Origin of the sequence: Limnobacter olei (assembly GCF_029087225.1) — a bacterium.
GTDB lineage: Bacteria > Pseudomonadota > Gammaproteobacteria > Burkholderiales > Burkholderiaceae_B > Limnobacter > Limnobacter olei.
The window spans coordinates 192839-213416 of sequence record NZ_JARFJD010000007.1; the positions used below are offsets into that span (position 1 = coordinate 192839).

General features: G+C 51.5%; 19 protein-coding genes. 18 read left to right on the top strand and 1 reads right to left on the bottom strand.

The window, feature by feature from the left end; genetic code table 11:
- Positions 1-72 precede the first annotated feature (72 nt).
- The 17 genes from rpsB to PY990_RS06090 all read left to right on the top strand — a co-directional run bounded on the left by rpsB (position 73) and on the right by PY990_RS06090 (position 17161).
- Positions 73-828, top strand: coding sequence for a 30S ribosomal protein S2 (gene rpsB, locus PY990_RS06010; RefSeq protein WP_275270846.1), 756 nt, complete (start codon positions 73-75; stop codon positions 826-828).
- Positions 829-908: 80 nt separating this feature from the next.
- Complete coding sequence (tsf, locus tag PY990_RS06015) at positions 909-1799, top strand: translation elongation factor Ts (protein WP_275270847.1); 891 nt, start codon at positions 909-911, stop codon at positions 1797-1799.
- 115 nt (positions 1800-1914) lie between these two features.
- The gene (gene pyrH, locus PY990_RS06020; protein ID WP_105029121.1) at positions 1915-2625 is read left to right on the top strand and encodes a UMP kinase; all 711 of its coding nucleotides are present in this window, start codon (positions 1915-1917) and stop codon (positions 2623-2625) included.
- 66 nt (positions 2626-2691) lie between these two features.
- Positions 2692-3252 (top strand): ribosome recycling factor, encoded by a 561-nt coding sequence (gene frr / locus PY990_RS06025; RefSeq protein WP_105029120.1) that lies wholly within the window; start codon positions 2692-2694, stop codon positions 3250-3252.
- A gap of 7 nt (positions 3253-3259) precedes the next feature.
- A complete protein-coding gene (locus PY990_RS06030; protein WP_275270848.1) occupies positions 3260-4048 on the top strand; it encodes an isoprenyl transferase in 789 nt (262 codons plus the stop codon).
- Positions 4049-4072: 24 nt separating this feature from the next.
- Positions 4073-4915, top strand: a complete 843-nt coding sequence (locus tag PY990_RS06035) for a phosphatidate cytidylyltransferase (RefSeq protein ID WP_275270849.1) — start codon at positions 4073-4075, stop codon at positions 4913-4915.
- Between the two features lie 8 nt (positions 4916-4923).
- Positions 4924-6123: a 1-deoxy-D-xylulose-5-phosphate reductoisomerase gene (gene dxr, locus PY990_RS06040; protein ID WP_275270850.1), complete on the top strand. Its 1200-nt coding sequence runs from the start codon at positions 4924-4926 to the stop codon at positions 6121-6123.
- Positions 6124-6136: 13 nt separating this feature from the next.
- On the top strand, positions 6137-7480 hold the full coding sequence (gene rseP / locus PY990_RS06045) for an RIP metalloprotease RseP (protein ID WP_275270851.1): 1344 nt from the start codon (positions 6137-6139) through the stop codon (positions 7478-7480).
- A gap of 51 nt (positions 7481-7531) precedes the next feature.
- Positions 7532-9838, top strand: a complete 2307-nt coding sequence (bamA, locus tag PY990_RS06050) for an outer membrane protein assembly factor BamA (RefSeq protein WP_275270852.1) — start codon at positions 7532-7534, stop codon at positions 9836-9838.
- A 20-nt stretch (positions 9839-9858) separates the two neighbouring features.
- The gene (locus PY990_RS06055) at positions 9859-10380 is read left to right on the top strand and encodes an OmpH/Skp family outer membrane protein (RefSeq protein WP_275270853.1); all 522 of its coding nucleotides are present in this window, start codon (positions 9859-9861) and stop codon (positions 10378-10380) included.
- 9 nt (positions 10381-10389) lie between these two features.
- Positions 10390-11472, top strand: coding sequence for a UDP-3-O-(3-hydroxymyristoyl)glucosamine N-acyltransferase (gene lpxD / locus PY990_RS06060; protein ID WP_275270854.1), 1083 nt, complete (start codon positions 10390-10392; stop codon positions 11470-11472).
- Between the two features lie 55 nt (positions 11473-11527).
- On the top strand, positions 11528-11977 hold the full coding sequence (gene fabZ, locus PY990_RS06065; protein ID WP_232222716.1) for a 3-hydroxyacyl-ACP dehydratase FabZ: 450 nt from the start codon (positions 11528-11530) through the stop codon (positions 11975-11977).
- A gap of 13 nt (positions 11978-11990) precedes the next feature.
- A complete protein-coding gene (gene lpxA, locus PY990_RS06070; RefSeq protein WP_275270855.1) occupies positions 11991-12779 on the top strand; it encodes an acyl-ACP--UDP-N-acetylglucosamine O-acyltransferase in 789 nt (262 codons plus the stop codon).
- Positions 12780-12782: 3 nt separating this feature from the next.
- Positions 12783-13952, top strand: coding sequence for a lipid-A-disaccharide synthase (lpxB, locus tag PY990_RS06075; RefSeq protein WP_275270856.1), 1170 nt, complete (start codon positions 12783-12785; stop codon positions 13950-13952).
- Positions 13945-14601: a ribonuclease HII gene (locus PY990_RS06080; RefSeq protein WP_275270857.1), complete on the top strand. Its 657-nt coding sequence runs from the start codon at positions 13945-13947 to the stop codon at positions 14599-14601. Before lpxB ends, PY990_RS06080 begins: the two co-directional genes overlap by 8 nt.
- Positions 14602-14609: 8 nt before the next feature.
- Positions 14610-15431, top strand: a complete 822-nt coding sequence (locus PY990_RS06085) for a TrmH family RNA methyltransferase (protein WP_275270858.1) — start codon at positions 14610-14612, stop codon at positions 15429-15431.
- A gap of 47 nt (positions 15432-15478) precedes the next feature.
- A complete protein-coding gene (locus PY990_RS06090; RefSeq protein WP_275270859.1) occupies positions 15479-17161 on the top strand; it encodes a cryptochrome/deoxyribodipyrimidine photo-lyase family protein in 1683 nt (560 codons plus the stop codon).
- A 23-nt stretch (positions 17162-17184) separates the two neighbouring features.
- Here PY990_RS06090 and ppsR read toward each other — a convergent pair whose 3' ends face one another.
- A complete protein-coding gene (gene ppsR / locus PY990_RS06095; RefSeq protein ID WP_171099090.1) occupies positions 17185-18021 on the bottom strand; it encodes a posphoenolpyruvate synthetase regulatory kinase/phosphorylase PpsR in 837 nt (278 codons plus the stop codon).
- Positions 18022-18157: 136 nt separating this feature from the next.
- Here ppsR and ppsA point away from each other — a divergent pair, with 136 nt between their 5' ends.
- Positions 18158-20566 carry a phosphoenolpyruvate synthase gene (ppsA, locus tag PY990_RS06100; protein WP_275270860.1) on the top strand — a complete coding sequence of 803 codons (2409 nt, stop codon included), beginning with the start codon at positions 18158-18160 and terminating at the stop codon, positions 20564-20566.
- Positions 20567-20578 lie beyond the last annotated feature (12 nt).

Genomic DNA, 20578 nt, shown 5'->3' on the forward strand with positions numbered 1-20578 from the left:
TTATTGTTGGTTCATTAACCCAATGCTGGCCCAGTACAAACCCATTCAACCCTGTCTATACTGGAGAAATTCATGGCAGCATCAATGCGCGAAATGCTGGAAGCTGGTTGCCACTTTGGCCACCAAACCCGCTTCTGGAATCCCAAAATGGCCCCTTACATTTACGGCCATCGTAACAAAATTCACATTATCAACCTGGAAAAAACCGTTGTAATGCTCGACGACGCGCTGAAATTTGTGAAGCGCCTGTCAGCTAACCGCGGCAACATCCTGTTTGTATGTACCAAGCGCCAAGCCAAAGAGATCATCGCCGAAGAAGCACAGCGTTGTGGCATGCCTTACGTTGACCAGCGTTGGCTGGGCGGCATGTTGACCAACTTCAAAACTGTCAAAACATCCATCAAGCGCCTGAAAGACATGGAAGCCATTATTGCCGACGGCGGTACTGAGCGCATGTCCAAGAAAGAAGCCCTGATGTTCGCCCGTGAACTCGAAAAGCTGAATCAGTCAATCGGTGGCATCAAAGACATGCCCACTTTGCCTGACGCAATTTTCGTATGCGACGTGGGTTACCACAAAATTGCCATTACCGAAGCTGAAAAGCTGGGTATTCCGGTGGTGGGTGTTGTGGATACCAACCACTCACCAGCAGGCGTTAGCTATATCGTTCCCGGTAACGATGACTCCGCCCGTGCCATTCGTTTGTACGCCCGTGCTGTGGCCGATGCCGTTTTGGCTGGCCGCGACCAGGCTGTAAACGACGTGGTTGAAGCCATCAAAGGCGGCGACGACTTCGTTGAAGTGTCTGAAGAGGGAGCTGAGGGCTAATCAAGCCTTTGCCTTCCGCTGGGGCGATCAGTCGCCCCTTTTTTTTGTCTAATTCAGAATCCGACTTTAGGAGAAAATCAATGGCTGAAATTACAGCAGCAATGGTTAAAGTACTGCGCGAGAAAACAGACGCGCCCATGATGGAATGCAAAAAAGCCCTGACCGAAGCCGCTGGCGACATGGACAAGGCCGAAGAAATTTTGCGCGTCAAGCTGGGCAGCAAAGCCAGCAAGGCAGCCACTCGTGTAACCGCCGAAGGCTTGGTTGGTATTTATATCAATGATTCCAATAAGTTGGGAACAATCGTTGAAGTGAACTGTGAAACTGACTTCGTGGCCAAAAATGATGACTTCCTGGCTTTTGTAGCCAACGTGGCCAAGTTGATCGCCGACCATAACCCAGCCAATGTTGAAGCACTGTCAGCCTTGCCTTTGGGCGAAGGCACCGTTGAAACAGTTCGCGCAGCCTTGATCGGCAAAATCGGTGAGAACATGTCTGTACGCCGCTTCAAACGCGTGGAAGCCAAAGGCAGCCTGAGTTCATACATCCACGGCGGCAAAATTGGCGTACTGGTTGATTACACCGGTTCCGACGAAAACGTGGGCAAAGACGTGGCCTTGCACATCGCCGCAACAAAGCCCAAGGCTTTGCATGAAAGCGGTGTTCCACAGGAAGACATCGACCGCGAGCGTTCAGTAGCCAAAGCCAAAGCGGAAGAGTCTGGCAAGCCAGCCGACATCGCAGAGAAAATGGTGGAAGGTTCCATCAAAAAGTTCTTGAAAGAAGTTGCCCTGTTGTCTCAGCCTTTCGTAAAAGACGACAAGCTCACCGTTGAAGCCATGCTCAAGAGCAAGGGCAGCGAAGTGAATGGCTTTGACCTGTTTATCGTCGGTGAAGGCATTGAGAAGAAGGTAAACGATTTTGCCGCTGAAGTTGCCGCACAAGCCGCAGCTGCCGCCGCAGGCCGTTAATTCCTTTGTTTGAAGAGGGGTTTCTCGACAAGGGAAGCCCCTTTTTATTTGCATGTCGACGAAGTTCTGTGCTTTACGTTATAGAATCCTGACAATGATCCAATAAGAGGCTTGAATGACAGCATACAAACGTGTGTTACTCAAATTGTCAGGCGAAGCCCTGATGGGCGAAGACTCCTACGGCATCAACCGTCAAACCATTGAGAGAATGGTTGCTGAAGTTGCAGAAGTCTCCGCATCAGGAGTGGAATTGGCAGTTGTGATTGGTGGTGGCAATATTTTCCGCGGAATTGCCCCTGGCGCAGCCGGCATGGACAGGGCCACTGCTGACTACATGGGAATGATGGCCACCGTAATGAACGCGCTTGCTCTGCAAGATGCATTTCGGCGCGCGGGCGTCGAGGCCAGGGTTCAGTCGGCACTTAACATTGAGCAGGTTGTTGAGCCCTACATCCGACCTAAAGCGATCCGATACCTTGAAGAAGGCAAAGTCGTAATATTCGCGGCAGGAACAGGTAACCCATTTTTTACAACCGACACTGCAGCAGCATTGCGGGGCTCTGAAATTGGCGCTGAGGTTGTTCTAAAAGCAACCAAGGTTGATGGTATTTACACCGCCGACCCCAACAAAGATCCTACCGCCACACGGTACGAAAGAATTTCGTTCAATGAAGCGATTTCAAAAAACCTCGAAGTCATGGATGCCACGGCGTTCGCCCTGTGTCGCGACCAAAAACTTCCAATTCGGGTATTTTCCATCAACAAACCCGGCGCATTGCACCGAGCGGTTGCTGGTGAAAATGAGGGCACCTTGGTGCATATGTAACTAACTGGCCATTCGATCGACTAATTAATTCACTAATTAATTCACTTAGGCAGTGAGAATTCAATCATGAGCGTTGCAAACATTCGAAAAACGACCGAAGAAAAGATGGTGAAATCCATCGAATCCCTGAAAACCGATCTTCAGAAAGTGCGCACCGGGCGTGCACACACCGGTATTTTGGATCATGTTCAGGTCGATTACTACGGTTCCATGGTGCCCATTTCGCAAGTTGCGAACTTAAGTCTCGCAGATGCGCGAACCATCGTGGTTCAACCTTGGGAAAAGAACATGGCCAACGCCGTGGAAAAGGCCATTCGTGAATCAGACCTTGGCCTGAACCCTGCATCCATGGGTGAAACCATTCGGGTTCCAATGCCCGCGTTGACCGAAGAGCGTCGCCGAGAATTGACCAAATTCATCAAAGGCGAGGGCGAACAAACCAAGGTGGCGATTCGAAACCTTCGCCGCGACGCCAACGAAGCGCTGAAACGCCTGGTTAATGACAAGGAAATTTCAGAGGACGATGAGCGCCGCGCACAGGCGGACATTCAAAAATTGACCGACAAGTTTGTGTCTGAAGTCGATCAGGTTTTGCAGTCCAAAGAAGCCGAAATCATGACGGTTTAAATCATTCATGACCGTCTACACCAGCTCAACTCTGGATGTGCCCAGCACATCCAACATTCCAAAGCACGTTGCAATCGTGATGGATGGAAATGGCCGTTGGGCTAAAAGTCGCCTGATGCCACGATTTGCTGGGCACAAGCGGGGGGTGGATGCGGTCAAGCGCACCGTTCAGGCCTGTTGCGAACTGGGCGTAGAACACCTCACACTGTTTGCTTTTTCTTCAGAAAATTGGCGTAGACCCCCTGAAGAAGTCAGTTTGCTGATGCGCCTGTTCATCCGTGTGCTTCGCAAAGACGTAGAGGCCATGCACCGTGAAAATATTTGTCTGCGGATTATCGGCGACACCACAGCGTTTGAACCGGAATTGCAGGCGGCGATCGCCTCTGCTCAAGAACTCACCAAAGACAACAGCCGACTGTTTTTAAACATCGCTGCCAATTATGGTGGTCGCTGGGACATTCTCCAAGCTACAAAAAACATGCTGAAAAGCAATCCTGAATTGGCCAATAACCCGGATCAAATTTCGGAAACCGACCTTTCCAAGCACTTGTGTCTTCAAGGCAGCCCGGAACCAGATCTGTTCATTCGCACTGGTGGGGAACAAAGGGTATCCAATTTCCTGTTGTGGCAGTTGGCGTACACTGAATTTTATTTCACAGACAAATTTTGGCCCGATTTCGGCAAGCCGATGCTGCTCGAGGCCATTGATTCCTATAACAACAGAGAGCGACGCTTTGGTCGAACCTCCGAGCAAATTCAGCCCCCCGTGGCCAATGTTCGGCAATCCGCCCAGTGATTCAGTTCTCAATCGAGACATATCATGCTTAGAACGCGTGTGATCACGGCAGTGATCCTGCTGATCGTGTTGCTAGTTGTTTTGTTGTATGGCGGCGAAATTGGCTGGAATCTTTTCGTTTTAGCGGTGCTGGTGGGCGCATTTTGGGAATGGGCCCGACTTGGTCTTTTCGAACCAGCGAAAGCTGTCGTTTACGCAGTAGCGGGCGGAGCACTTTGTGTCTTGATAGAGCGTTCCTTAAATCTTCAAACCCAAGCCTTCCCCTTTCTTGCCTTGGCCAGTGTGTTCTGGGTTGCATTTGCCCCCTGGTGCCTGCGCAATGTGTCGGTGGGCATATTGGCCAAAAAAAGCATTCACGGCCTGGTGGGCTTTGTTCTGATTGCCGCAGCGGGGTTGGCTTTGGTTATCACCAAAACCTACGGCATTGTTTTTCTGCTAAGCACCATTGCAATTTGCTTTGCAGCCGATATTTTTGCCTACTTTTTTGGCAAAACCTTCGGAAAGCGCAAACTTGCGCCCCGAATTTCTCCAGGAAAAAGCTGGGAAGGTGCAATTGGCGGCGCGTTCAGCGTCGTGGCGCTTAGCTGGATTGTTGTTTTACTGGCTGGCACCTACCCTGAATTGAAGAATACTTGGCAGGCAATGGCATTTGATCGGTGGCATCCAATCGTATTCACCTTCTGGCTGGTGGTCTTAAGTGCTTACAGCGTGGTGGGCGACTTGTTTGAGTCCATGCTTAAACGCAGGGCAGGCCTGAAAGACAGCAGTCAACTGCTGCCGGGCCATGGAGGCGTTCTGGACCGGATTGATGCACAGTTGCCCGTGCTACCCCTTGCAATTTTGCTGATCAGTGCAATCGTGGCTTGAGTTGAACAATGGATTTGCAAAAACTACTTATTTTGGGTGCCACCGGCACCATTGGTGTCAACACTCTGGACGTGGTTGCAAGGCACCCTGACCGTTTTCAGGTGTATGGCCTGGCTGCTGGCAAAAATATTGAGTTGTTGTATTCACAGGCCTGCACTCATCGCCCCAAAGCATTGATTATTTGCGACAGCAAGGCACTCGATCAGTGGCACGCCTCAGGTTTCAGCGCGAAGCTTCGCGAACAACTCGGCTATCTTCCCGAAATCGGTGGTCAGGGAGAACTGGAATCGCTTTGCCAAAGCGAACAAGTTGATGTTGTTGTGGCTGCAATCGTGGGCTCTGCGGGGCTAAAACCAACGCTAAGCGCACTGCAGGCCGGGAAACGGGTGTTGTTGGCCAACAAAGAGTCGCTTGTTCTTGCCGGGCAGTTCATGATTCAAGCCTGTTTGGGCTCCGGCGCGACAATATTGCCCGTCGATTCCGAACACAACGCGATTTATCAGTGTTTGCCCGCCGATTATGATTTGAGCAAGGCATCCGAATACGGTGTAGAAAGGTTGATACTAACCGCATCTGGTGGCCCTTTCAGGAGCAAAAGCCTCGCGGAACTTTCTCAAGTCAGTCCTGCCCAAGCGATAGCGCATCCAAATTGGGTCATGGGGCGGAAAATTTCGGTGGATAGCGCCACAATGGCAAACAAGGGTTTAGAGTTGATCGAAGCACTGTGGCTGTTTGGTCTACCTGCCAGGCAACTTTCAGTGTTGGTTCACCCACAATCGATTGTTCATTCATTGGTGGAATACCGCGACGGCAGCATGCTGGCACAATTGGGTTGCCCCGACATGCGAACACCGATCGCCCATGTTTTGGGTTTGCCCGATCGAATTGAATCCGGTTCGCCACGCCTGAACTTGGCGTCTTTGGGTAAGCTGGACTTTGAAGAACCCGACTTGAGTCGTTTCCCGATGCTGAAACTGGCCTTTGAAGTGTTAGAGAAGCCTGACACCTTGGCGCCAGTGTTCAACGCGGCCAATGAAATGGCAGTGGACTTGTTTTTGAATGAAAAGATTGCTTACATGGACATTGTGAAGCTGACGCAGCTGTGCATGTCCCGTTTTGCGTCAACGTCAATTGCAAACCTGGACGATGCCTTTGCACTGGACGCTGAGGTGCGCGCCTTTGCAACCGAATGCGCCGAGAAGTTTTAAACACAGGATTTTAATGCTGAATTCAATTGTCTCATTCCTGCTTGCCTTGGGCATTTTGGTGTTCATCCACGAATATGGGCACTACTCTGTGGCCCGCTTCTATGGCGTGCGCGTAATTCGGTTTTCTGTGGGTTTTGGCAAACCCATATTCAGGTGGATTAACCGCAAAACCAAAGTGGAATGGACTGTTTCATGGATTCCCTTGGGCGGTTACGTCCGAATGCTGGATGAGCGAGACCCAGACAGTCTGAAGGGCCATGACATTGAGCTTTCCGAGGCGTTCAATCGCAAACCCGTTGGTCAACGCATTGCGATAGTATTGGCCGGCCCCTTGGCCAATCTCGTTCTTGCAGCCCTCATTTATGGCTTTTTGGCCTATATGCAGCCTATGGGCTTGGCCACCCAGGTTTCAGAGCCAATCGCAAATTCAATCGCTGCCAATGCTGGTTTGATGGGTGGCGATGAAATTACCGAGGTGAACGGTGACCGGACCAAAAACTGGAATGAAGTGTCCTGGGCCCTGATCAAGGCCAGGCTTTTCCGCGATGATCTTTCAATCAAAGTGAACCGTGGCGGACATGAGTTGTTTCTGGAGCCAGTTCAATCCTCGGAGGTTAATGCCGAGTTGGGGCCATCCTTGACGCGAGAACTTGGCTTTTCCCCGATCGAAAAAAGCGTCTCGGTCCGGGCCGTGGGCGAGGGCAGTGCGGCCGCCGCTGCGGGCTTCATGGCCAATGATCAATTGCTCAGCGTGGATGGCATACCCATTGAAACATCAGCCCAATTTACAAGCCTGATCAAAGAACGCCCGGCACAGGAAACCACAGTGCGCATTCGTAGAAACGATCTGGATATCAGTGTTTTGGCCGTGCCCGAGAAAACCCAGCTTGAAAATGGCGAAATCATCGGCCGACTTGGCTTGTCGATTGGCGGCGAATCGGTGATTGTGAACAATCCCCTGAATCCGCTTGAGTCGATCGTGGAGGGCACTGGCCGAATGATCGAAGTCAGCGTGTTTTCACTGGCTGCGTTGGGTAAAATGGTGATGGGCGATTTGTCCTGGAATCACCTCAGCGGGCCAGTGTCCATTGCATCCGCAGCGGGTGAATCATCAAGCCTCGGGATTCTTCCTTTTTTCGGTTTTCTGGCCATGGTTTCTGTTAGCCTAGGCATTTTGAATCTTTTGCCGATCCCCCTCTTGGATGGTGGGCACTTGATGTATTATTTGGCCGAAATCGTCAGAGGCAAGCCCGTTGATGAGGTTTGGCAAATTCGAGGTCAAAAACTGGGTATTTTGCTGATTGGCATATTGACCAGTGTTGCTTTTTTTAATGATATCCAAAGGCTAATTTTCTAAAGGCCTTCATATATTGGTTCCAGCCTGACGGGGCTGGTAGGAACGATCTGAATGACAATAAGAAGTACTCTGTTTCCCGCGCGCTTGGTTTACCCAGTCGTGGCCACCTGCGCTTTGTCGGTGGGCGTTGTACATGCTCAGACAAACCAGTTTGTGGTGAAAGACATCGAGGTAGAGGGGTTGCGCCGCACTGAGGCGGGCACGGTATTTAGTTACCTGCCTATTCGCGTGGGTGATACATTCACCGACGAGAAAGCCCTTCAGGCCATTCGCTCACTGTTCGCAACCGGTTTTTTTGAAGATGTCAAAATTTCGGCCAAAGGTGATGTGTTGGTGGTGACTGTGGTTGAACGCCCGGCAATCGCCTCAGTAGAAATTAACGGCACCAAAGAATTTGACAAGGAAACCCTGAAAGAGGCGCTGAAAGGTGTCGGTATTGGTGAATCCCTGATTTTCGACAGGTCGCTTCTTGACAAAGCCGAGCAGGAGCTGAAGCGTCAGTATCTGTCACGCAGCAAATATGGCGCACAGGTTCAAACCCGTGTTGACCAATTGGCGCGTAATCGCGTCGGCATTACATTCAACGTCGATGAAGGCGAATCTGCCTCAATCAAGCAATTGAAAATTCTGGGAGCAAAAGACTTCAAGGAAAAGGAACTGCTTGAGGAGTTCGAGCTGAGCACCGGCGGCTGGATGTCGTGGTACAGCAAGAATGATCAGTATTCCCGGCAAAAGCTGAGTGGCGACATTGAAAAGTTGCGTTCGTTTTACTTGAATCGTGGTTACGCCGATTTCAACATTGAAAACACCCAGGTTCAAATCGCACCCAACAAGCAAGATATTTTCATCACCATCACCATCAAGGAAGGTGAGAAATTCACTTTCGGTGACATTGAGCTTTCAGGCCAGTTGCTGGGGCGCGACGATGAGTTGCGTTCGCTGATCAAGATGAAGAAAGGCGAGACCTTCAATGGCGAATTGTTGACTGACAGCTCCAAAGCCATTCAAGACCGCCTGGGTAACTATGGCTACGCATTTGCCAATGCCAACGTGATTCCCGACCTCGATCGTGAAAAGCGTGTGGTGAACATCAACATGGCCGTAGATACGGGCAAGCGGGTTTATGTTCGCCGCATGAATGTGGGTGGTAACACCCGTACCAAAGACGAAGTCATTCGCCGTGAGTTCCGTCAGTTCGAATCGTCCTGGTACGACTCCAGGAAAATTCAGCTGTCCAAAGAACGTGTTGACCGCTTGGGATATTTCTCCAACGTGGATATCGAAACCCAACCCGTACCAGGAACATCGGATCAAATCGATGTGAACATGCAGGTTGAGGAAAAACCGACAGGCAATCTGTTGCTGGGTGCTGGTATTTCAAGTACTGACAGCTTGGTACTTTCAGCTGCCATTCAGCAGCAAAACCTGTTTGGAACCGGTAAAACCGTGGGGCTGGAATTAAACACCAGCAAGGTAAACCGCACAATTTCATTCTCACAAACAGATCCGTACTTCACGATCGATGGGGTTTCCCGCAGCTTCGAGGTGTACAACCGCCGCACAGACCCCAGCGAGTTGAATCTGGGTGACTACATCATCGAAACCACTGGTGCCGGGCTGCGTTTTGGTTATCCCATCAGCGAATTCGAACGCATCTCGTTTGGTGCAGGTTACGAAGGCACAGACCTTGAAGTGGGCCCATTCAGCCCGGACCGTTTCCAACGATATGTAAATGACTTTGGCAACTCAAGCTACGCTGTTTTGCTCAACGCGGGTTACTCATTTGATTCACGCGACTCGGCGATTGCCCCGACACGTGGCCGAGTTACCAGGTTGACTGCTGAATACGCAACTCCGCTGGGCGATCAGGAGTTCATTCGCACCACTTATCAGGAACAGTTTTACTTCCCCATTGGCAAGCTTTACACCTTGGCATTAAACGGCGAGATCACAGGTGGTTTTGGTTTGGGCGACTCGCCTTACCCAATTTTCCGCAATGTATACGCAGGTGGTATTGGTACGGTTAGAGGCTATCGCTCATCCACTTTGGGACCCCGTGACGCCGACAATGTACCCATTGGCGGCGCCAAGCGCGTTATTGCCAATGCAGAGTTTTTCTTCCCGATACCGGGTATGTCGAAAGACCGTACCTTCAGGGCGTTTACCTTCCTGGACGCGGGCAATGTTTTCCAAACCAATGAGAAAATCAAGTTTGGTGAATTGCGTTACTCAACCGGTTTAGGTATTTCCTGGCTGTCCCCAGTTGGGCCTTTGAAGTTCAGCTTGGGTGTACCGCTGAACCGAGAGCCACAGGACGAAACCCAACGTGTTCAGTTCACGATTGGTACAGGCTTCTAAATTCGAATAAATATTGGAGAATGGTTTTGAATAGTGTGAAAAAATTTTTGATTGGCAGTGCTTTGTCCTTGGCGGTTGTGCTGCCAACCATGTCTCACGCCCAAGCAGCGACCAAGATTGGATTTGTGAACACAGAACGAATTTTGCGCGATTCCAAATTTGCAGTGGAGTCCCAGAAGAAACTGGAACGTGATTTTTCAAAGCGCCAGAAAGAACTGGAAGACCTCGCTACCAAAGTGAAAGCAGAGGCCACCAAACTGGACAAAGACGCCATCACCTTGCCTGAAGCAGAGAAGGTTCGCCGTCAACGTGATCTGGCTGAAATGGACCGTGATTTCCAACGCAAGCGTCGCGAGTTTGAAGAGGACTTGGCTCAGCGCAAAAACCAGGTGGTGGGTGAGTTGGTAGAGCGCGCGAACCGCGTGATCCGTCAAATTGCGGAAAAGGAAAATTACGACATCATTTTCCAGGAAGCCGTGTATGCCAACAAGCGCATTGACATTACTGACCAAGTTCTCAGCAGCTTGGACAACGCGAAGTAAACCATATCAATGAATTTCATTGAAACGAAGCTCAGCACACTGCTTGAGCAGTTTGGCGGTCGACTGGCTTCGTTTGGTGGTGACCCGGCAGTGTCTGATGACATTCATCTGGCCGGAATTCAACCGCTGGAAAAAGCCGGGGTCAAACATCTCGGCTTTATTGCCAATCCCAAGTTTCGCGACCAACTGCTCTCAACAAAAGCGGGTGCAATTCTTGTCCGTGAATCCCAATTCGAGTCGCTTTGCCAGTTCCTCAAAGACAGCGCAGGGCCCGTACCCACTTCAGTCGCATGGGTGGTCAGTGACCCTTACCTGTACTACGCCAAATTGCAACAATGGTGGGTTGCTCACAGCGAATTCAAACCTGCGCCGGGCATTCATCCGCGTGCTGTTGTAGATCCAACCGCCACAATCGCTCCCAGCGCGATGATTGCAGCCAATTGCGTAATTGGCGCCCACACCAAAGTGGGCGAGGGCAGTCGAATTGAAGCTGGCGTGGTGTTAGGCAACCAGGTTGAAGTGGGTGCACATACTCGCATTTATCCAAACGTGACCGTATACGACGAATGCACGATTGGCTCGAATTGCATTGTGCATGCTGGTGTGGTGATCGGTGCGGACGGTTTTGGCTTTGCCAATGAAAAGGGGGCCTGGGTCAAAATACCGCAGGTGGGTCGTGTACTGATTGCAGACCATGTGGAAATTGGTGCCAACACCACCATAGACCGGGGTGCGCTAGACGACACCCTAATCGGTTTTGGCGTAAAACTGGATAATCAAATCCAGATCGCTCACAATGTCACGGTGGGCGAACACTCCGCGATGGCTGGCTGCGTAGGTGTTGCAGGCAGTACCAGCATAGGTGCTCGCTGCACGGTGGGTGGCGCGGCCATGGTGTTTGGTCATCTCAACATTCCAGATGGTACGCATGTGTCGGGAGCGTCAGTGGTGATGAGCAGCATCAAGGAGCCGGGCGCCTACACCGGAATTTTTCCGTTACAAGAACACAAGGATTGGGAGAAAACTGCGGTTACTCTCAAACAATTGCTTAAGTTGCGCGGTGAAGTGCGTGAGCTTAAAAACAAGCTTTAAAAAAACCAGCTGAAATAACAATAAACCCAAATTTAAAAGTGTGAACTCAGAAGCTATGAATACGCCAGTTATGGACATCAAAGGCATTTTGGAAAATTTGCCGCACCGATACCCTTTTGTGCTCGTTGATCGAGTGCTTGAACTCGAGCCCAATGTTCGAATTTTGGCCCAGAAAAATGTCAGCTACAACGAACCTTTTTTCCCGGGACATTTCCCGATTCACCCAGTCATGCCTGGTGTGTTGATCATGGAAGCCTTGGCGCAAGCTGCAGGCCTACTGTCGTTTAAATCCATGGAAGCCGCGCCCGACAAGAACCTGGTGTATTACTTCGTGGGTATCGATAATTGTCGTTTTAAGCGCCCCGTTGTGCCTGGTGATGTTTTGATGCTGGATGTTCAGGTGGAGCGTGTTTCGCGCGGTATCTGGAAGTACGCTGCGAAAGCGCTGGTGGATGGCAATGTGGTCGCGCTTGCTGATTTGATGTGCACGGCCCGCGAAGTTTAAGGAACACGTTTAAATGCCCATACATGCGTCAGCTATAGTCGACCCCAAGGCCGAACTGGACAGCACAGTTGAAGTTGGACCATTTTCAGTCATTGGTCCCCATGTAAAAATTGGTGCCCGTACCAAGGTGGGGCCCAACATGATTATCAGTGGCCACACCACCATTGGCCAAGACAACGTATTTCATGGCTCTGCTACCATTGGCGGCGATCCGCAGGACAAAAAATACAAAGGTGAACCCACTGAACTGATCATCGGCGACCGCAACACCGTTCGGGAGTATTGCACCTTCAACACGGGCACTGTGCAAGACGGTGGCAAAACCACCATGGCCAACGACAACTGGATTATGGCGTATGTGCACATTGCGCACGACTGCCACATTGGCAGCAACACCATCATCGCCAACAGCGTGCAACTGGCTGGCCACGTCATTATTGGGGACTGGGTTATTCTTGGTGGTATGAGTGGTGTGCATCAATTCATTCGCGTGGGCGACCATGCCATGACCGCCTTTCAAACCAAGTTGATGCAAGACGTTCCTCCCTTCGTGATGGCAGCGGGTTACCCGGCAGCACCAGCCGGAATAAACTCGGAGGGCTTGAAGCGCCGGGGGTTTTCACCCGATACGATTTTGAATATCAAACGGGCCTACAAGGCAATTTACCGCCAAGGACTAAGTATCGCAGAGGCCAAAGAGGCAATTGATGCGTTAACCACTGCGGCACCCGACGATGCAAAGCCACACCTTGTTCACATGAAAGTGTTTCTTGACGAAGCCACTCGCGGCATTATTCGTTAAGCCATGGCGTACACCCGTACACCTTACAGCACTCAGCCTGTGGACCTGGCGATTGCCGTGGGCGAGGCCTCAGGGGACTGGATAGGCGCCTTGGCCATTGCTCATCTGATACAAACCCAAACGCTGGCCATGGAGGGCATTGCAGGCCCCAAGCTTCGCGATTTGGGTGTGAAACCCTTGCATGGCTCGGAAGAGCTGTCGGTGCGGGGCTATGTCGAGGTGCTGCGCCATTTGCCACGCTTGCTGAAGATGCGCAAAAATCTTATTCAGCACTGGTCAATCAGCAATCGACCCAAAGTGTTTGTGGGTGTAGATGCCCCGGATTTCAATTTGAACCTTGAGCTCGCCTTGCGTGAAAGTGGCGTGCCCACGGTTCATGTGGTGTGCCCATCGATTTGGGCTTGGCGAATGGAGCGCATTCACAAGATAAAAGCCGCCTGCAGCCATGTATTGTGCATTTTTCCATTCGAGCCTGAAATTTTAGCCAAAGAAGGGATTTCAGCCACCTACATTGGCCACCCCATGGCTGCACTGGTACCGGAAACAATCGACCCAATGGCCTACCGCGCTGGCCTGGGCTTGCAGAGCGAAGGGCAATTGCTCGCCGTGTTGCCCGGCAGCCGTGGTGCAGAGGTGAAGCACATCGGCCCCGCATTTGTTCAAGCCTGTATTGAATTACTCAAGCAAAAACCGGACTTGCGTTTTGTAACACCCATGCCACCGGCCAGCAAATTGCTGGACATGTTCAGAACCATGATCCCGGCACAACTACTGGATCGCTGGGCATTGATCGAGGGCAAGTCTCATGAATGCATGGCCTCAGCCGATGCAGTGATGCTGGCCAGCGGCACCGCCACACTCGAGGCGATGATGTACCGCAAACCCATGGTGATTGCCTACAAAATGCCGTGGCTAAGCTACCAAATGATGAAAGGCAAGGGCTACCAGCCTTATGTGGGATTGCCCAATATTTTGCTGAATGAATTTGCGGTGCCCGAACTACTGCAAGACGATGCAACACCGGCTGCGCTCGCGCAAAAAGCACTGTTTCAACTTGACAATGATGCCAATCGGGAGCGGCTTCAAACACTGTTTGCAGAACAGCACCAACGCCTGTTAAAACCTTCTGGAGAAATTGCCAGCCGCGTTATTCAGCAGGTGATGAATGGCTAGGCTTCAAGAGTGGTCAGAAATTCAGGCGCACGCTGCACAGCTCGGCTTGCTGGTGATTGGCGTGGATGAAGCGGGGCGAGGCCCACTGTGCGGCCCAGTGGTGGCTGGTGCAGCCTTGCTGAATCAGCCCAATACCATTGATGGATTGGCTTGCTCCAAAACGCTCACTGCCAAGAAGCGAGACAGGCTCGCAAGCGCAATTCACGAACATGCCAAAGCATGCGCAGTAGCCCACGCCACTGTTGAAGAAATTGATCGCTTGAATATACTCCAAGCCAGTTTGCTGGCCATGTGGCGAGCCGTTGACTCGGTGCTTTCACAAACCGGACTGAAACCGGAGCAATGCTTGATCGTGGTGGATGGCAACAAATTGCCAAAATGGCCTTACCAAGCGCTTGCTGTGGTGAAAGGCGACACCAAAATTCCTGCAATTTCAGCTGCCTCAATTTTGGCCAAGGTGGCCCGCGATGAATGGTGTAAAACCCACGCGCTGCAATACCCACAGTATGAACTGGACGTGCATATGGGCTACCCCACTGCGCGGCACATGGCTTTGCTGAGGGAACATGGGGCTACGCAAGTACATAGAAAATCGTTCCGTCCAGTGCGTGAGGCACTGGAACGAGCACAACAGAACCCATCGTTCTAAAGGCGATCATGAGTTACGAGCGCCATTTTACGCAAATTGAATCGGCCCAAAATGAACGGCTGAAAGCTGCCGTCAAACTGCTTTCCTCCAACCATGGGTTGCGCAACAGTGGCCTGGCCGCAGCCGAGGGTTTGCACCTTGCAGAAACGCTGCTGCACCTGCCGGGTGTGCACATTGAATCGGTCTGGATTCCTCAAAGTTTGTTGAACAAACCTGAATGGTTGACCATGTCGGCCCTGAGCGATGTGCTTGAGAACGGTGAGGTGCGCTGTCTGGTGCTTAGCGACGCACTTTATTCAAAACTCAGCAAACTGAGCACCCCCACCGGGCCAATGATCTTTTTCAAACCGGTGAATGCCAGCGCAGCCATTGATTTAAACCAAGATGTTGTCTTGCTGGACGGCATTCAAGATCCAGGCAATGTGGGCACCCTGTTGCGCAATTGTGCAGCGGCTGGGATTCAGCAAGTGGCCTTGAGCGACCACAGCGCCTGGGTGTGGAGTGACAAGGTGCTGCGTGCAGGTATGGGCGCTCAGTTCGGCTTGCAGCTGTACGCTGAAGAAGACTTGCTGAAAGCGCTTTCATCGGCTAAATCAAAAATACCGGTGCGCGTGACCAGCCTGCATCCCAAAAGCGTTGACCTGTTTAACGCCAATTTAAAAACTGTGGGTGTGTGGGTATTCGGCAGCGAAGGGCAAGGCGTAAGCCAAGCCTGGCTGGACCGCGCCAGTGAACACATTCGAATTCCACAAAGCAAAACCATTGAAAGCCTGAATGTTGGCAGCAGCAGCGCAGTGTGTTTATTTGAACAATTCAGGCAAAGGCGGTAAAATCAAATACACTGTACACTTAAACAGTGGTATCTGGATTTCGCTGCATGCACCTGCACCTTGTTTGGTTGAAAAAAGACCTGCGCCTTAGCGACCATGCTCCCTGGCATGCGGCGATTGCAGCCGCCAGGGAAAGCAAAGGTTGCGTGGCGGCTTTGTACTGCCTTGAACCCAAACTGATCAAGCAGCCCGACAGTGCTCCCCAGCATTTTGAATTTGCCCGTGAATGCTTACAGGAATTGGCGGAGCAATTGCCCGAGTATGTGCCCTTGCTGTTGGCCAAAGCCAATGCGCCAGTTGCCTTGCAAACACTGGCCTTGTGTTGCCAGCAACTCAGCATTTACAGCCACGAGGAAACTGGCAACTGGGCCAGCTTTGCGCGTGACAAGGAAGTGAAAGCCTGGTGTGCAAACCATGCCGTGCCCTGGTTTGAATTCCCCAACAATGCGGTGGTGCGCAAGCTTGAAAATCGCGATGAATGGGGCAAGCTTTGGCTTGAAACCATGCGCAAACCAGTACTTCCCGCGCCAGAGTTTTCAGAATTACCTCAGACCACTTGGTTTGATTTCCCGCAGAACTTGCAGCAGCAACTAGAAGCCAATGGTTTGCCCTGTGTTCAATTGAACTGTTCACTTTGGCCGCAATGGGCTCAGTATGTGCATTTTTACCCCAAACATTTAACGGACAAAACCCTGCGTCAGCGGGGTGGCAGGCAACAGGCACAACGCTGTTTGAGTGAGTTTTTGAGCGAACGCGGCATGAATTACCGCTTTGAAATGTCCAGCCCATTGAGCGCTGAATCGGCCTGCTCACGCCTGTCGCCTTACCTTGCTTTTGGTGTAATTTCCATTCGGGAAGTGCTGGAGGTGTTGGGCCAGGCGCGTCAGCAACTGGCAGAAAGCGATATACCACCCAAAGCACAAACACAGTGGAAGCAATCCCTGAAGTCGTTCGAGAGCCGTTTGCATTGGCATTGCCACTTCATTCAAAAACTGGAAAGCGAACCCGAGCTTGAATTTCGATCAGCTCACCGTGGGTTGAATGCCATGCGCAATTTCGCCGAGCTTAGCCCGGAAGAAAATCAAAAAGCGCTGGCGTGGATCGAAGGGCGTACCGGTTTTCCAATGGTGGATGCCTGCATGCGAATGTTGCGCGCCACGGGTTGGGTTAACTTCCGCATGCGTGCGATGCTGGTGGCATTTGCCTCGTATCAGTTGTGGCTGGATTGGCGACACACGGCGCCCATGTTGGCGCGTGAATTTCTCGACTACGAGCCTGGCATTCACTACCCGCAATTTCAAATGCAGTCAGGAGTCACAGGCATCAACACCTTGCGCATTTACAACCCTGTGAAACAGGCCAAAGATCACGATCCCAATGGGGTGTTCATCAGGCGCTGGATACCAGAGCTAAAAAACATCCCCGATCCATGGATAGGGGAGCCCTGGAATACACCTCAACTCATTCAGCAAGAGTGCGGATGCGTGATTGGGGTGGACTACCCGTGGCCGATAGTTGACCCTGACACAGCCATTTCAAAAGCACGTTTCAATATTACAGAGTTCAGGCACCGCAAGGGTTTTGTTGAAGAATCAAAGCGTGTGTATGAAAAACACGGCTCAAGAAACCCAAACCGCAATGGCAATAACCGCGGCAGCACACGACCGCGCAACAACAAACGACCCGACGAGCCGGAGATAGAAACCGATTCTCAGCAAAGTTTGTTTTAAGCCAGCTTGATCAAGGCGCAAACTTAGTAAATTGGGGAACCCAAATTCAATTGCTGCAGTATCGTAGTTGAAATTTCTTCAATGGATTTGCTGGTCGAGCTAAGCCAACTGATTCCCTCTCGACGCATCATGAACTCTGCCGCCTTGATCTCTTGCCTGCAATTTTCAAGCGAGGCGTATTTGCTACCCGGGCGACGTTCGTTGCGTATTTCGCTCAAGCGTTCTGGCGAAATGGACAGTCCAAAAATCTTGTCTTTGAATGGGGGCAGGGCTGCAGGCAATTCACCTCGCTCGAAGTCTTCAGGAATCAAGGGGTAGTTGGCGGCCTTGATACCGTATTGCATGGCCAGGTAAAGGCTTGTTGGGGTTTTACCCGAGCGGGAAACACCCACCAAAATGACGTCGGCTGCCTGTAGGTCTTTGTGAGTTTGACCGTCGTCATGCGCCAGTGTGTAGTTAATCGCTTCAATGCGGTTTTTGTACTGCTCGTTGTCTGCAATGGTGTGCGACCTGCCAATGCGATGTGTGCTTTTGATGTCCAGCTCTTTTTCCAAGGGTTCCACAAAGGTGAGGAACAAATCCATGAACACACCATCAGCCTGCTTCACGACATCGTTGATGACAGTGTTCACCAGGGTGCTGAACACTATCGGTTTCTGGCCATCGTATTTCGCAATGTCATTGATCTTTTGTCGAGCTGAAATTGCCTTCACTTCTGAATCAATAAAGGGAATGCGAATTTGCTTGAAACGTATGCCTTCAAATTGGGACAACACCGAGTGGCCGAGGGTTTCCGCTGTAATGCCTGTGCCGTCTGACACAAAAACCACGGTGCGCTCCTGGCTTACATTTTCTGACATGAATCAATCCTGTGTGTATCGGTGGCAAAAGGTCGGGTTACAGTTACAATCATAAAAAGAAATCAGGGGAAATAGTCGATGCGCGTGCACCCAAATCGCCGCATTCACTATTTCTTTTGAACTACAAGGTGAATCAATGTCAACAAATCAAGGAGTTAGCCCAACAGCACTCGTTGCGCCATTCGAGAAGCTTCGAATGGAAGATGTAGAAACTGTCGGTGGTAAAAACTCGTCTTTGGGTGAAATGATCTCCCAATTGGCCGAAACTGGCGTGCGAGTACCTGGTGGTTTTGCCACCACCGCCCATGCCTTCCGTGAATTCCTGAAAGCCAACAATCTGGTTGAGCGCATCAACGCCAAGCTCGATGCCCTGAATGTGGATGATGTTCGCGCACTGACCCAAGCAGGTGCCGAAATTCGCCAGTGGGTAATTGATGCGCCACTGCCTGCCGATCTGGAAAAAGAAATTCGCGACTCCTACACCACCATGATGGCCCAAAGTGGTGGGGATATTTCAGTGGCGGTTCGTTCATCGGCCACAGCAGAAGACTTGCCAGACGCTTCCTTTGCGGGGCAGCAAGAATCTTTCCTGAACGTGAGCGGCATTGACGATGTGCTTGAGAAAATCAAGGAAGTGTTCGCATCGCTGTACAACGATCGCGCCATTTCTTACCGCGTACACAAAGGATTTGCCCATGCAGGTGTCGCCCTGAGCGCGGGCGTGCAGCGCATGGTTCGTTCTGACAAAGCGGCCTCAGGTGTCATGTTTACCATGGACACTGAAAGTGGTTTTGATCAAGTGGTGTTCATCACTTCCAGCTACGGATTGGGTGAAACCGTGGTGCAGGGCGCGGTAAACCCCGACGAGTTTTACGTCTTCAAACCAACTCTGGCCGAAGGCAAGTACCCGATCATTCGCCGTCAAATTGGATCCAAATTGATCAAGATGGAGTTTGATGCGCTGAAGGAAAGCGGGAAAAGCGTGCGCACCGTCGATGTGCCCGCCGAGCAACGCAACCGTTATTCGCTGAATGACGAGGATGTGATCGAATTGGCCAAGTACGCCATGATTATCGAGAAGCATTATGGCCGGCCAATGGACATTGAGTGGGGCAAAGACGGGATCGACGGCAAGCTCTACATTTTGCAAGCTCGTCCTGAAACCGTAAATTCCCAAAAAGACAATGATGTGCAGCTGCGCTACAAGCTCAAAGGCAACTCTGCGATTCTAAGTTCAGGCCGCGCCATCGGTCAGAAGATCGGTGCGGGCTCAGTGCGGGTAATCAATGATTCCTCGGAAATGGACCGTGTACAGGCCGGCGACATTTTGGTGACCGACATGACCGACCCCAACTGGGAACCAGTCATGAAGCGCGCAGCGGCCATTGTGACCAACCGAGGTGGCCGCACCTGCCACGCCGCGATCATTGCCCGCGAACTGGGCATTCCCGCTGTGGTGGGTTGTGGCGATGCCACCGAGAAGCTCACAGAGGGCATGCTGGTCACAGTAAGCTGCTCGGAAGGTGACACCGGCTACATTTATGAAGGCCTGCTGGAAACAGAAGTCAGCGAAGTCAAGCGCGGCGCGTTGCCTGAAATTCCCGTGAAAATCATGATGAACGTGGGCAACCCTCAATTGGCCTTTGAGTTTTGCCAATTGCCTAACAAGGGCGTTGGCTTGGCCCGCCTCGAATTCATTATCAACAATGCCATCGGCATTCACCCGAAAGCCATTCTTGATTATCCGAACGTGGATGCCGACTTGAAGAAAGCCGTGGAAAGTGTGGCGCGTGGCCATGCCAGCCCGGTTGCATTTTTTGTGGACAAATTGGCAGAGGGAGTGGCCACAATCGCCGCTGCTTTCTACCCAAAGCCGGTTATTGTTCGCATGTCCGATTTCAAGTCCAATGAATACCGCAAACTGATCGGTGGCAGCCGCTACGAACCCGAAGAAGAAAACCCGATGCTCGGTTTCCGCGGCGCGGCCCGATACATCTCGGAGGAATTCGCGGAGTGTTTCGAGATGGAATGTTTGGCCTTGAAACGTGTTCGCGAGCAAATGGGCCTGGACAACGTTCAAATCATGATTCCGTTTGTACGCACATTGAACCAGGCAGCCAAGGTGGTTGACTTGTTGGCGCGCAACGGTTTGAAGCGCGGCGACAACGGCTTGAAAGTAGTGATGATGTGCGAGGTGCCGTCCAACGCCGTGTTGGCAGATCAGTTCCTGGAGTACTTTGATGGCTTCTCGATTGGTTCCAACGATCTGACCCAGCTTACCTTGGGCCTGGACCGGGATTCAGGGCTGGATATTTTGGCCGCTGATTTCGACGAACGCGACCCTGCCGTGCGTGCCTTGTTGAGCAAAGCCATTGAGGCCTGTAAAGCCAAAGGAAAATACGTGGGCATTTGCGGGCAGGGGCCTTCAGATCACCCGGACTTTGCCTTGTGGCTGGCTGGTGAAGGAATTGAATCCATTTCGCTGAATCCTGACACAGTGATTGACACGTGGCAGAAACTGGCCGACAGGTTCAACAAAAAGTAAAAAGGAGTCACA